The 12,369-nt window shown below is 74.3% G+C and carries 11 protein-coding genes; 5 read left to right on the forward strand and 6 right to left on the reverse strand.

The genetic code is table 11. The features are described from left to right. Window positions 1–119: 119 nt before the first annotated feature. From ASG63_RS22260 to ASG63_RS22280, 5 genes are all read right to left on the reverse strand, one after another. A complete protein-coding gene (locus tag ASG63_RS22260) occupies window positions 120–1,880 on the reverse strand; it encodes a methanol/ethanol family PQQ-dependent dehydrogenase (protein ID WP_056221990.1) in 1,761 nt (586 codons plus the stop codon). A 119-nt stretch (window positions 1,881–1,999) separates the two neighbouring features. After that, a complete protein-coding gene (locus tag ASG63_RS22265; protein WP_056222222.1) occupies window positions 2,000–2,299 on the reverse strand; it encodes a GCG_CRPN prefix-to-repeats domain-containing protein in 300 nt (99 codons plus the stop codon). Between the two features lie 162 nt (window positions 2,300–2,461). Next, on the reverse strand, window positions 2,462–3,607 hold the full coding sequence (locus ASG63_RS22270; RefSeq protein WP_082559457.1) for an acyltransferase family protein: 1,146 nt from the start codon (window positions 3,605–3,607) through the stop codon (window positions 2,462–2,464). After that, entirely contained in the window at window positions 3,604–4,923 is a 1,320-nt protein-coding gene (locus ASG63_RS22275) for an O-antigen ligase family protein (RefSeq protein WP_056221996.1), read from the reverse strand. The genes ASG63_RS22270 and ASG63_RS22275 overlap by 4 nt, the downstream gene beginning before the upstream one ends. A gap of 115 nt (window positions 4,924–5,038) precedes the next feature. After that, window positions 5,039–5,746: a DJ-1/PfpI family protein gene (locus tag ASG63_RS22280; RefSeq protein ID WP_056221998.1), complete on the reverse strand. Its 708-nt coding sequence runs from the start codon at window positions 5,744–5,746 to the stop codon at window positions 5,039–5,041. Window positions 5,747–5,804: 58 nt separating this feature from the next. On the opposite strand from ASG63_RS22280, the gene ASG63_RS22285 reads away from it, so the two are divergent. The 5 genes from ASG63_RS22285 (at window position 5,805) to ASG63_RS22305 (ending at window position 10,456) form a co-directional block, all read left to right on the forward strand. Then, the gene (locus ASG63_RS22285; RefSeq protein WP_082559458.1) at window positions 5,805–6,899 is read left to right on the forward strand and encodes a helix-turn-helix domain-containing protein; all 1,095 of its coding nucleotides are present in this window, start codon (window positions 5,805–5,807) and stop codon (window positions 6,897–6,899) included. A gap of 123 nt (window positions 6,900–7,022) precedes the next feature. Continuing rightward, window positions 7,023–8,777: an ArnT family glycosyltransferase gene (locus ASG63_RS22290; RefSeq protein WP_056222005.1), complete on the forward strand. Its 1,755-nt coding sequence runs from the start codon at window positions 7,023–7,025 to the stop codon at window positions 8,775–8,777. Window positions 8,778–8,798: 21 nt separating this feature from the next. Next, window positions 8,799–9,524: a glycosyltransferase gene (locus ASG63_RS22295; RefSeq protein ID WP_056222008.1), complete on the forward strand. Its 726-nt coding sequence runs from the start codon at window positions 8,799–8,801 to the stop codon at window positions 9,522–9,524. 3 nt (window positions 9,525–9,527) lie between these two features. Next, the gene (locus ASG63_RS22300; RefSeq protein ID WP_056222010.1) at window positions 9,528–9,860 is read left to right on the forward strand and encodes a lipid-A-disaccharide synthase N-terminal domain-containing protein; all 333 of its coding nucleotides are present in this window, start codon (window positions 9,528–9,530) and stop codon (window positions 9,858–9,860) included. 2 nt (window positions 9,861–9,862) lie between these two features. Continuing rightward, window positions 9,863–10,456, forward strand: a complete 594-nt coding sequence (locus ASG63_RS22305) for a pyridoxamine 5'-phosphate oxidase family protein (RefSeq protein ID WP_056222013.1) — start codon at window positions 9,863–9,865, stop codon at window positions 10,454–10,456. Between the two features lie 669 nt (window positions 10,457–11,125). Here the strand turns inward: ASG63_RS22305 and metC are convergent. Next, window positions 11,126–12,313 (reverse strand): cystathionine beta-lyase, encoded by a 1,188-nt coding sequence (metC, locus tag ASG63_RS22310; protein WP_056222225.1) that lies wholly within the window; start codon window positions 12,311–12,313, stop codon window positions 11,126–11,128. Window positions 12,314–12,369: the final 56 nt, after the last annotated feature.

Consider the following 12,369-nt stretch of genomic DNA (forward strand, 5'->3'; position numbering starts at 1 on the left):
GGCGTTGACATCCGGCCCCCCTGATCCCCGGTTCCGCTGCGCGGCCCCGGGATCAGGGGGCTGCGAGCGGGCTTCCGGCGCGACGCTCCGCCCATGCGATCACGCGCCACAGCAGAGGATCATTCGGGCAGGGCGAACACGGTGAGCTGGCCGCCGAGCGCGGTGTAGCGCGCCAGCGCGGCGTAGCCGCCGACCGCGCCGGCGCCGTCGTTCGGGTCGGTGAGGCCGGCCGCGAGGCCGATCCCGGCCCAGCCGCCGACGCCGGAGAGCACGGCGACGTATTGCCGGCCCTCGTGCAGGTAGGTGGTGACGTTGCCGACGATGCCCGAGGGCGTCTTGAAGCGGTAGAGCTCGTGGCCGTCCCGCGCGTCGACGGCTTTGAGATAGCCCTCGAGGGTCCCGTAGAACACCACGTCCCCGGCGGTGGCGAGCACGCCGGACCAGACCGAGAACGGCTCGGGAATCGTCCAGCGGATCGCCCCCGCGACCCCGTCCCAGGCGGTCAGGGTTCCGGTGCGGGGATCGTCGGGTGCCGGGTGCAGGCTCACGGTGGCGCCGACATAGGGCAGGCCGGGGGTGTAGGAGACCCGGAACGGCTCGTAATCCATGCAGATGTGGTTGGTCGGCACGTAGAACAGCCGGGTCCGGGGCGAGTAGGCCGCCGGCTGCTGGTTCTTGGCCCCGATGGCGCCGGGGCAGATGCCCGTGGTGGTCTCGTCCTCGCCCGAGGATTCCGGCGCATGGCGCGGGTCGAGCACCGGGCGCCCGTAGCCCGGCGAGGCCCGGTCGAGGTCCACATGGGTCGCCCAGTTCACGGAGCGGTCGAACTTCTGCGCCACCAGGAGTTCGCCGGTGGCGCGGTCCAGGGTGTAGCCGAAGCCGTTGCGGTCGAAATGGGTGAGGAGCGGGCGGGGGACGCCGCCGACCGCCGCATCGGTCAGGATCATCTCGTTCACGCCGTCGTAGTCCCACTGGTCGTGGGGCGTCATCTGGTAGAGCCAGCGGGCGATGCCGGTGTCGGGGTCGCGGGCCACGATCGATGCCGCCCAGCGGTTGTCGCCGGGGCGCTGCGCCGGGTTCCAGGTCGAGGGATTGCCGGTGCCGTAATAGACGAGGTCGAGGGCTGCGTCGTAGGCGAACCAGCCCCAGGCGCAGCCGCCGCCGGTCTTCCACTGGTCGCCCTCCCAGGTCTTCAGGGAGGAATCCCGGCCGATGGGCTTGCCGAGCGACGTCGTGCGCGCGGGGTCGACCCGCATCTGTTCGTCGGTGCCCGTGGCGGTGGCGCGCCAGAGCCGGCCGCCGGTCTTCGCGTCGTAGGCGGTGACGTGGCACTGGACCCCGAACTCGCCGCCCGAGAGGCCCACCAAAACCTTGCCCTTCACCGGCAGCACGGCGGCGGTGTTGGTCTCGCCCCGGGCCGGGTCGCCGTTGCGGACCGACCAGTTCACCCGTCCGGTCTTCGCGTCGAGGGAGACCAGGGTGGTGTCGGCCTGCTGCAGGAAGAGGACGCCGTCCGCGTAGGCGAGGCCCCGGTGGACCGTGTCGCAGCACAGGAAGGCCATCACGGCCGGGTCCTGCTTCGGTTCGTAGCGCCAGAGGATGCGGCCGTCGTGGTCGAGATCGAGGGCCGTGACGGTGTTGGGGAAGGGGGTGTGGACGTACATCACCCCGTCGACCACCAGGGGCGCACCCTCGTGGCCGCGCAGGATCCCGGTGGAGTAGGTCCAGGCCACCCGGAGCCGGCCGACATTGGCGGCGGTGATCCGGTCGAGATCCGAATAGCGGGTGTTGGCCGCGTCGACCGTGGGCAGCACCGTCTGGGCCGCGGCGGGACCCGGGAGGACGCTCGCCAGCAGGGCGAGCAGGGGGATGGCGCGCATGGGACTCCCGGTTGCGGGGGCGGAGATGGTCGCTTCCCCTCCCCGTGCCACAGCCGGGCGCCGAAGCGAAGGGACCGGGCGGTGCGCCGCCGCCCGATCCCTCCCGGAGAGACCCGATCCTAGAAGTAGGGCCCGAAGGGCGGGCGCGGGCGGTAGTCGCCGTAGCGCGGTCCGTAGAAGGGACGGGGGCCGTAGAACGGCCGCGGGCGATAGTCGCCGTAGGGGCGGTACATCGGCCGGCAATAGCCGAACCGGTTCGGGATGAAGCCGGGACCGCAGCCATAGGCGACGGTTTCGGCGGCGGCCCCCGCCAGCGTCCCGGCGGGGGCCGGGGCGAGGGGCGCCGCCTCGGCGGCGGCGCCGAAGCCGACGGCACCCGCGACGCCGAGCGACGCGGCCAGCGTCGTGCGGGCGAGCATCGTGCGAAACAGCGATTTCGTGCGAAACAGCGATTTCACGGACATGAAACCATGACCTTCTGCTGGTGTGACCTTTGTCGTTCTCGACCGTCCGGCCTCCCGGAGGCCGGACAACGCTGATCCTGCCGGGCGACGGCTGAACGCTCCCTGACAGGGTGCGTTTCAGCCCGCGGCGACGGGTCCGGCGGCCGGCGGGCGCGCGGCCCGGCGGAGGATGCGCCGGCGCATCGGCTCCTCGAGGCCCCGGTGCAGGAGGACGCTGAGGGCGAGGGCCAGGGCGGTGGCGAGCCCCGCCCCGAGCCAGGGCGCGGCGGCGAGGCGGCCCCCGAGGGCGATCCGGTCGAGGCTGTTGACCAGGGCGTAGGCCGGGACGTGGATGAGGTAGAGGGCGAAGGAGATCCGGCCGAGGAAGACGAAGCCGGGCCTCACCAGGGGGCCGCTGCGGAGCTGGGCGCCGGCCAGGATCAGGGGCGCCCAGGCCAGGGCCGTCAGGCCGTTGTGGAGCAGCACCGCGGGCAGGTGGGGCGCCGCCGCCACCAGCGCGAGGCCCGCCAGGGCCGCCAGGGCGAGGAGGGCGGGCGTGGGCAGGCGCCACCGGGTCCAGGCCCCGTAGAGGAGGAGCCCGGCCACGAATTCCGGCAGGCGCAGCAGGGGGTTGTACTTGATGGCCTGGGCCAGCAGCACCGGGCCTGCGCCCCCCGCCTCCGGATCGATGAGTGAGACGCCGGGGGCGTAGCGCGCGAAGGCGAGGGCGGCCCCGGCGGTCAGGACGATCCACGCGGCGAGGGTCAGCCGCGCGGTGCGGCCGGGCGCCCCGCGCGCCAGGGGCAGCAGGAGGGGAAACAGGGCGTAGAAGACCACCTCCACCGAGATCGACCAGCTCGGGCAGTCGAGGGCGCAGGCGGCCCCCGGCACCCAGGCGTGCAGGCCCAGCGGCGCCAGCACCGCGCTCGCGGCCATCAGCCCCTGCAGGGGCGGGGGGGACTTCGCCACCCAGGCGACGAACCAGGGCAGGGCGAGGACGAGGCAGGCCAGGTAGACCGGGTAGACCCGCGCCACCCGGGCCCAGGCGAAGCGCGCGCGGGCGGCGCGGTCGGTCAGGTCCACGTCCCGGTAGGTGTAGGCCAGGATGAAGCCCGAGAGCAGGAAGAAGAAGGTCACCCCGGAATAGCCGAGGCGCACCGCCCCGGGGATCGCCGCCTCCGCGAAGAAGAAGGTCGCGTAGTGGAACGCCACCACGTAGGCGGCGGCCACGAAGCGCAGGGCGGTGAGCGCCGGCAGCGGTGCCACAGGGGGATGGGCGCTCATCGCGGGGCCTCCGCGACCACCCGCCCGGCGGCGCCGAAGCGCAGGCCGAAGACCGAGAGGGCGACGAGGAAGAACAGCGCGTTGGTGGCCTGGTAGAACACCGATTCGAAGACGCCCACCATCAGGCCGAACAGCCAGATCCGCAGGAAGAGCAGCCGCAGGGGGTCGAGGGCGGGGCCGGCCCCGGACCGGCTTTGGGCCTGGAGGTCGGAGAGGGGGGCCAGCACCATCCACCACACCGTGAGGGCGAGGCCCGGCAGGCCGCTTTCCAGGGCGGTGTTGAGGTAGCCGTCATGGGCGTCGGTGGCGCGGTTGACCCAGGTCGTGGCCTCGCCGCCGCCGCCGTAGAACACGCTTTCCCAGAAGGCGCCGTAGCCGAAGCCGGTGAGCGGCTTCTTGGCGATGTTGTCGAGGGCGAAGCGCCAGATCTCGGTGCGGCCGGTATAGGTCGGGTCGGCGGCCAGGCCCGCCACCAGGGCGCCGAGGCTGGGCGACAGGACCGAGCCCACGGTGAGCAGGAGCAGCAGCGCCAGGGGGCCGAGGAGGATCAGGCGGCGCCAGGTGCCCGAGGCCGAGAGGGTGCAGGCCCAGGTCAGGCCGAGCACCGCCGGAGTCATGACCAGGGAGGTCTTGGCGTTGGTGAAGACGAGGAACACCCCCGCCAGCCCCACGACCGCGTAGCCCAGGAGGCGCTGGCCCATCCCGGCCCAGAACAGCCCGACGATGATGAACAGGCTCATGGCCGCGCCGGCGCCGTTCTTGTGGGCGAAGACGCCGCGCCAGCTGCCCGCGTGCTCGGGCTCGATCAGGTCGAGGGCGGTGTGCATGGCGCGCTCGGGCACCAGCACGAGGCCGAGGTAGCAGGTCGCCAGCACGAGGAGGACGGTGCCGCCGAGGACCTGGGCGAACTGGCGCGCGTCGCGGGCGAGCACCAGCACGCTCACCACCCCGCCGAACATGATGACGAGGGAGACGAGGCGCCGCGCCGAGACCGCGGGTTCGATCGAGAGGGCGGTGGAGACGCCGATCCAGGCCAGCATCGCCAGGATCGGCAGGGTGGCCAGGGGGCGCAGGGCCTCCCGCCCGCGCCAGGCCAGCGCCGCTGCCGCGATGCCCGCCATGACCAGGAACAGCCCCTGGTTGACGAGGTTGCCGCCGGCCCGCGAGGCGGCGTTCTCCGCCGCCGTCCCGTCGAGGAAGGGATCGGCCCCGATCAGGATGAAGAGCAGGATCGCGCCCATCGCCCCGATGCGCAGGGCATCGGGGAGGTCCGCCCGCCGCGTCGCGCCCGCGCCGGTGGCGATGCCCGTCGTCATGGTCCACTCCCGCGCTCGAGGGCCGGCAAGGTCTTGCGCACTCTAGATCCGCCGGTGCCGCCCGCTAGGCGCGCAGAATACGTTTAAGAACGCGCAAAGGACCGGCGGGCCCGCCTCACGGCCCGGCCGGCCCCCAGGGGACGATGTCGGTCGCCCCGGTGATCGCGCCCACGATGCGCTCCCGCTCGGCCCGGCCGGCGGCGAGGCGCCCCCGCACCGCCGCCAGCACGGCGGGGTCGGCGCCTGCGGGCGTGCCGGCGGCGAAGGGCGGGGCGGGCGCGTATTCGAGGCCGAGCTGGATCGCCTCCGCCGCCGGCCGCCCGGCGAGCTCGGCCGCCAGGGTCAGGGCGAAGTCGATCCCGGCGGTGACGCCGCCCCCCGTGAGGAGGGGGCCGTCGCGCACCACCCGCTCGGCGACCGGGATCGCCCCGAAGGCCGCCAGGAGGTCGAGGCTGGCCCAGTGGGTGGTGGCGCGCCGGCCCCGCAGGAGTCCGGCCGCCCCGAGCACCAGGGCCCCGGTGCAGACGGAGGTGACGTAGCGGGCGCCCTCCGCCTGGTCGCGCAGGAAGGCCAGGACCGCCGCATCCCGCATCAGCCGGTTCACCCCGAGGCCGCCGGGCACGCAGAGCACGTCGAGCTGCGGGCAGTCGGCCATGGCCAGCGTCGGGGCGAGCACGAGGCCGGTGGAACTCGTCACCGGCGCCCGGTCGGCGGCCACGAGGTGGACCCGCGCCTCCGGAATCCCGACGAAGACCTCGTAGGGCGCGGTCAGGTCGAGCTGCTGGACGTCGGGGAAGGCGAGAAGGCCGATCGTGAGGGGCATCGGGACTGTCTCCGGCTGTCTGGACAGGACGACCCTAACCCCGCAGGCTCCGGCCGACATGACCAAGAGGCCTCGTTTCCTGCCAGATCGCACCGCGGACGAACCCTTGCGCCACGAAGTCTCGCGCCACGAACCCCGCCGCATCGAGATCCTCGCCTTCCCGGGGGTGCAGCTCCTCGACGTGTCGGGGCCGCTTCAAGTGTTCGCCACGGCGAACGATCTCGCGGGCGAGGCCCCGGCGCCCTATGCCCTGCGGGTGGCGGCGGCGGGCGGCGGCGTGGTCCTGAGCTCCGCCGGGCTCGGCCTCGCGACGGAGCCGCTGCCGGCGGCGGAGGCCCCCGTGGACACCCTCGTGGTCGCCGGCGGGCGCGGCGTCGACGGGGCGATCGCGGACGGGCTGGCCGCCTGGGTCGCCGCCCGGGCACCCCGCGCCCGGCGGGTGGCCTCCGTCTGTACCGGCGCCTTCCTGCTCGGGGCGGCCGGCCTCCTCGACGGGCGCCGGGCCGTGACCCACTGGACCCGCTGCGACGCGCTCGCGCGGCGCCATCCGGAGGCCCGGGTCGAGCCGGATCCGATCTTCATCCGAGACGGCGCGGTCTGGACCTCCGCCGGGGTGACAGCGGGCATCGACCTGGCGCTGGCCCTGGTGGAGGCCGATCTCGGCCGGGCCGCGGCGCTGGCGGTCGCCCGCCACCTCGTCGTCTTCCTCAAGCGCCCGGGCGGCCAGGCCCAGTTCAGCACCGTCCTGTCGCAGCAGGTCCTGTCGCCCGGGGCGGGCGGCGCCCGCTTCGAGGCCCTCCAGGCCTGGATCGCCGATCATCTCGCCGAGGACCTCACCGTGCCGCGCCTGGCCGAGATGGCCGGCATGAGCCCGCGCGGCTTCGCCCGCCACTACCGGGCGGCCACGGGGCTGACCCCCGCCCGCGCCCTGGAGCGCCAGCGGGTCGAGGCGGCCCGGCGGCTCCTGGCCGAGACCGCGCTGCCGGTGAAGCGCATCGCCGCGCGCTGCGGCTTCGGCTCCGAGGAGACCCTGCGGCGCAGCTTCCTCCGCCAGGGGGCGGTGGCGCCTGGCGTCTGCCGCCAGCGGTTCCGCGCGGCCGGGGCGGGGGGGCCGGGCGCGGCGGCCGGCGACCCCGCGGAACCAGAGATTTGACATTCCCGGCCGCATCATCGACACCGCCGGCCTCGCGGCATCGACCGGAATCAGCGACCGGATTCCCGGGTCGGGTGCCGGTCCGGAGCCGCGTATGTCCCCCCTGACGGCCCATCCGCCCGCATGACCGACCGCGCCACCGTGCCCCGCCCGGCCCGTGGGGACGCCTTCGCGTTCCCGGACAGCCTCCTGTCCGCCGCGGCCCGGAGCCATGCCCGGGCCTGCGCCCTCCTGGTGGCCCTCTGCCTCGTCTGCTTCCTGCCCGGGATCGTCTCGCTCCAGCCCATGGACCGGGACGAGCCGCGCTTCGCCCAGGCCTCCAAGCAGATGCTGGAGACCGGCGATCTCGTCGACATCCGCTTCCAGGCCGAGGCCCGGCACAAGAAGCCCGTGGGCATCTACTGGGCCCAGGCCGCCGTGGTCGGCGCCGCCGAGGCGCTCGGCGTGCCGAACGCCCGCACCACCATCGGCCTCTACCGCATCCCGTCCCTGCTGGGCGCCATCGGGGCGGTGCTCCTCACCTACTGGTCGGCCCTGGTCTTCCTGCCCCGGCGGGGCGCCGTCCTCGCCGCCGCCCTGTTCGGGGCCTGCGTCGTGCTCTCGGCCGAGGCGCGCCTGGCCAAGACCGACGCGCTGCTCTGCGCCTGCGCCGTGGCGACCTTCGGCGGCCTCGCCCGGGCCTGGCTCCGGCGCGACCGCGCGGAGGGGCATCGCGTCGAGGGCCCCCTCGACACCGCCACGGTGCTGACCTTCTGGCTCGGCCTCGCCCTCGGCATCCTGATCAAGGGCCCGATGGTGCCGCTGTTCTGCGGCCTGCCGGCCCTGATCCTCTCGCTGCGGTGGCGCTCCGGCCGCTGGCTCGGCGCCCTGCGGCCCGGCCTCGGCCTGCCGCTGACCCTGCTGATCGTGGCGCCCTGGTTCGCGGCCATCACCTGGAAGAGCGGCGGCGCCTTCTACGGGGAGGCGGTGGGCCACGACATGCTGAGCAAGGTCCAGGGCGGCTCGGAGAAGCACTTCGCCCCGCCCGGCGCCTACCTGGTGGCGTTCTTCGGCACCTTCTGGCCGGGTGCCGCCTTCGCGGCGCTCAGCGCCCCCTTCGCCTGGGGCTACCGGCGCGAGCCCGCCATCGCCTTCCTCCTCGCCTGGATCGTGCCGACCTGGATCCTGTTCGAGATCGTGCCGACCAAGCTGCCCCACTACGTGCTGCCGCTGATGCCGGCCATCGCCATCCTCACCGTGCGGGCGCTGGCCGCGGGCGCCCTGCACCCCGAGCGCCGGGGCGCGCGCCTCACCGCCGGGCTCGTGGTGCTGATCCCCGTCGGCCTCACCCTCGGCCTCTCGGCCTTCGCCTTCGCCTACGACCGGACCCTGCCCTGGGCCGGGCTGCCCCTGCTGCTCGGCGCCAGCGCCGTCGCCGCCCTGGCCTGGCGCGCCTTCGCCCGCGGCCTGCCCGAGCGCGCCCTCGGCCTCGGCGTCCTGGCGTCGATGCTGCTCTCGCCGGCCGTGTTCGGCCTGACCCAGCCGGTGATGGCCGCCCTCAAGGTCTCGCCCCGCCTCGCGGCGATCCGCGATGCCTTGCCCTGCCCGCATCCCCGCGTCGCCAGCCTCGGCTACCGCGAGCCGAGCTTCGTCTTCCTGATCGGCACCGACCTCGCCATGCTCGGCACCGGCACGGAGGCCGCCGACTTCCTGAAGGGCGACGGTTCGCTCAGGGGGGACGCCTGCCGCCTCGTCTACGTCGAGGGCCGGTTCGCGAGCGAGTTCGACGCCGCCGTCAAGGCCGCCGGGCTGGCGCCCAACCGGGTCGGCACCGTCTCGGGCTTCAACATCAACGGCGGACGCCGGGTCGACCTCTCGGCCTACGCGGCGACGCCCTGACCTCCCTCGGATCGAACCTCCATGCGCCTCTCCGTGATCATCCCGGTGAAGGACGAGGCCGGCAACATCGCGAGCCTCGTCGCCGAACTCGAGACCGCCTGCGCGCCCCTGGCGCCCTTCGAGGTGATCTACGTCGATGACGGCTCCACCGACGGCACCGCCGAGGCCCTGCGGGCGGCCCAGAGCGGACGGCCCTGGCTGCGGGTGCTCGCCCACGACCGCACCGCCGGCAAGGCGGCCGGCATCCGCAGCGGCATCGCGGTGGCGCGGGCGCCGGTCTGCGCCCTGATGGACGGCGACGGCCAGAACGACCCGGCCTTCCTGGCCCCCCTGCTCGAGGCCATCGAGGCGGGCGGCGCGCGGGTCGGCCTCGCCCAGGGCCAGCGCGTCGGGCGCAAGGACGGGCGGCTGAAGAGCCTCCAGTCGCGCATCGCCAACGGGGTCCGGGTGCGCATCCTGAAGGACGCCACCCGCGACACCGGCTGCGGCTACAAGCTCGTGCGCCGGGACGTCTACGGGACGCTCCCGTTCTTCGACGGGCAGCACCGCTTCATGCCGGCGCTGGTCGCCCGCGAGGGCTTCGGCGTGGTCCACCGGGACGTGGTCGACCGGCCCCGCTTCACCGGCACCTCGAAATACGGCCTGTTCGACCGCCTCTGGGTCGGGCTCCTCGACCTGGCCGGGGTGTGGTGGCTGATCCGGCGCAAGCGCGTGACGCCGCGGGTCACGGACGTGACGGGAGCCTGAGCCATGCTGATCCAGCTCGCCGAGGACGTGCGCGGCTACGTCTACGACGTCTTCGTCACCCGCTTCGATGCCTGGCTGGTCTTCGGCATCCTGGCCCAGGCGGTGTTCGGCGCCCGCTTCGTGGTGCAGTGGCTCGCCTCCGAGCGGGCGGGCAAGAGCGTGATGCCGCTCGCCTTCTGGTTCCTCTCCATCGCGGGCGGCCTGATGACCCTGGTCTACGGCCTCGTGCGGCGCGAGCCGGTGATCATCTTCGGGCAGGCGCTGTCGACCTTCATCTACCTGCGCAACGTCGCCCTGATCCTGCGCGAGCGCCGCGCCGCCCGGGCGGCGCCCTGACCATGGACCCGCTGCCGCCCTTCCACGACGACCTGGACGCGGCCCTCGCCGAGGTCTGGCGCCTGCTGGTCGAGGGGCCGCGCTTCCGCCGCAACGCCTTCCACATGCCGGCGCTGGCCACCGTCGACGCGCAGGGGCACCCGCAGGTGCGCACCGTGGTGCTGCGGCACGCCGACCCGGTGGCCGGCGCCTTGCGCTTCCACTGCGACCGCCGCTCGGACAAGGCCTCCGAGATCGCGGCCTCCGGGCATGCGGCCCTGCACGGCTACGATTCCGCCGCCAAGATCCAGATCCGGGCGTCGGGCCCGGCGACGCTCCACGGCGACGACGCGCTCGCCGACGCGGCCTGGGCCGGGTCGATGGCCATGAGCCGGGTCTGCTACGGCGCCGACCCCGCCCCCGGCGCGCGCCTGCCCGCGGGCGATGCCTACACCCTGCCGGACCCCGAGACGGCCCTGACCCTCGGCCGGCCGAACTTCTGCGCCGTGGTGGTCACGCTCGCCCGGCTCGAATTCCTCTACCTCGACCGGCGCGGCCACCGCCGGGCCGCCTGGGTGCGGGCCGACGGCTGGCGCGGGGTCTGGCTGGCGCCCTGAGGGCGCGCCGCCGCCGAGCCGCCGGGCGTTGAGCGGCCCGGCCACGGGGACGCGGCCCCGCCGCCGGGGCCGGCGCGGGGGATGACCCAAGGAGACCGGGCGGAACGAACGCCCGGCGAAACGGGAGACGCGGGACGCCGCGAGACCACGTTTTGGAAACAGGTATGCCGGTCCCCCGGCGTCCCTCGGCCCGGCCCCTCGCGGGGCCGATCCGTTTCGTCACGACGTCTTCTCGGCACCGGCGACCCGGCTTGTGGCAGCCCCCCTCCGGATCCGCCGCCCTGGCGGGCGGTGCGGTCCGGCGGCCGTCTGATCAGGGCGCGTGGCCCCGAGCCCGCCTCGTAGTGGGCGGGCCGTCCGCTCTCTCGGTGCGCCTCAGGGGACCGGGTGCAGCCGTGCGGCCTTGCAGCCCTGCGGCCTTCCCGTCCGAGACGCCTTGCGTCGCCGATGCGGCCCGGGGCGATGGCGAAACCGGGCCATCGACGCGGGGCGCCGTCTCCTCCCCCCGAGCCCCCCGGCCCGGTCCGCCGGGGGGCCTCCCGCGTGGGAGGCGAGTGCCCGGACTGAACCACACAATAGGAATATTGTCAATGTTTTTCGGTGGCGGCGGTGGGGCCGCCGGCGCCGGAGCGGAGAAACCCGTTGCGGCTTCGTCGTGGCGGCGCCCGCTCACAGCGCCGCGCGCAACCGCGAAAACCCCGCGTCGAGATCCGCCTGCAGATCCGCAACATCCTCCAGGCCGATGTGGAAGCGCAGGGCCGGGCCCTCGGGGGCCCACCGGGTGGCGGTGCGGTAGGTCCTGCAGTCGAACGGGATGACGAGGCTCTCGAAGCCGCCCCAGGAGAAGCCCATTCCGAAGAGCTCGAGCCCGTCGAGCATCGCCGCCACGGCCCGCTCCGGGGCGGGCTTCAGGATGACGCCGAACAGGCCCGAGGCGCCGGAGAAGTCGCGCGTCCAGATGGCGTGGCCGGGATCGTCGGGGAGGCCTGGGTGGAGCACGCGGGCCACCTCCGGCCGGGCCTGGAGCCACCGCGCCATGGCGAGCCCCTGGGCCCCGTGCTCGCGCAGGCGCAGGGCCATGGTGCGCAGGCCCCGCAGGGCCAGGAACACGTCCTCCGGGCCGGGACACATGGCGAAGTGCTCGAAGGTCCGGTGCAGGGCCGGCCAGTATTGCGCGTTGGCCGAGGTCAGGCCGAGGAGCAGGTCCGAGCCGCCGGAGAGGTACTTGGTCCCGGCCTCCACCGCGATGTCGACGCCGCGCGCATGGGGCGGGAACAGCAGCGGCGTCGCCCAGGTGTTGTCCATGATGACGGCGGCGCCCCGGGCGTGCACGATCTCGGCGATGGCCGGCACGTCCTGCATCTCGAAGCTCTGCGAGCCCGGGGCCTCCACCAGCACGGCCTTGGTGGTGTCGCGCATCAGGGCGCCGATGCCGGCGCCGATCAGGGGATCGTAGTACTCGACCGCGACCCCGAAGCGCTTCAGGACGCCGTCGCAGAAGATGCGGGTGGGGCGGTAGGCGGAATCGCTGACCAGCAGGTGGTCGCCGGCCGAGACCACCGCCATCAGGGCCACGGTCAGGGCGGCGAGGCCCGACGGCGTCAGCACGGTGCCGGCCGCGCCCGCGAGCTCGCTCCAGGCCTGGGTCAGCGAATCCGTCGTCGGCGTGCCGGAGGTGCCGTAATCGTAGCGCCCGCGCCGGTGCTGGAGGTCGTCGTAGGTCGGGAACAGCACCGTCGAGCCGCGATAGATCGGCGTGTTGACGAAGCCGTGCTGGGCGGAGGGATCGCGCCCCGCATGGACGAGGCGGGTGCTCGCCCCGAAGCGGGCGGGGTCGCGGGGAGGGGTGTTCGACATCGGCACCGGTGGGCGAGGGGTGAGCGTGCGGCGACCGAAGCCCGGCCCGCGCGCCG

This window comes from Methylobacterium sp. Leaf94, from assembly GCF_001426045.1.
In the GTDB taxonomy this organism is placed as follows: Bacteria; Pseudomonadota; Alphaproteobacteria; order Rhizobiales; family Beijerinckiaceae; genus Methylobacterium.

Coding starts and splice junctions, on each gene's coding strand:
- ASG63_RS22260 (WP_056221990.1), bottom strand. CDS start 1,880: ATGCGCGCCATCCCCCTGCTCGCCCTGCTGGCGAGCGTCCTCCCGGGT.
- ASG63_RS22265 (WP_056222222.1), bottom strand. CDS start 2,299: ATGCTCGCCCGCACGACGCTGGCCGCGTCGCTCGGCGTCGCGGGTGCC.
- ASG63_RS22270 (WP_082559457.1), bottom strand. CDS start 3,607: ATGAGCGCCCATCCCCCTGTGGCACCGCTGCCGGCGCTCACCGCCCTG.
- ASG63_RS22275 (WP_056221996.1), bottom strand. CDS start 4,923: ATGACGACGGGCATCGCCACCGGCGCGGGCGCGACGCGGCGGGCGGAC.
- ASG63_RS22280 (WP_056221998.1), bottom strand. CDS start 5,746: ATGCCCCTCACGATCGGCCTTCTCGCCTTCCCCGACGTCCAGCAGCTC.
- ASG63_RS22285 (WP_082559458.1), top strand. CDS start 5,805: ATGACCAAGAGGCCTCGTTTCCTGCCAGATCGCACCGCGGACGAACCC.
- ASG63_RS22290 (WP_056222005.1), top strand. CDS start 7,023: ATGACCGACCGCGCCACCGTGCCCCGCCCGGCCCGTGGGGACGCCTTC.
- ASG63_RS22295 (WP_056222008.1), top strand. CDS start 8,799: ATGCGCCTCTCCGTGATCATCCCGGTGAAGGACGAGGCCGGCAACATC.
- ASG63_RS22300 (WP_056222010.1), top strand. CDS start 9,528: ATGCTGATCCAGCTCGCCGAGGACGTGCGCGGCTACGTCTACGACGTC.
- ASG63_RS22305 (WP_056222013.1), top strand. CDS start 9,863: ATGGACCCGCTGCCGCCCTTCCACGACGACCTGGACGCGGCCCTCGCC.
- metC (WP_056222225.1), bottom strand. CDS start 12,313: ATGTCGAACACCCCTCCCCGCGACCCCGCCCGCTTCGGGGCGAGCACC.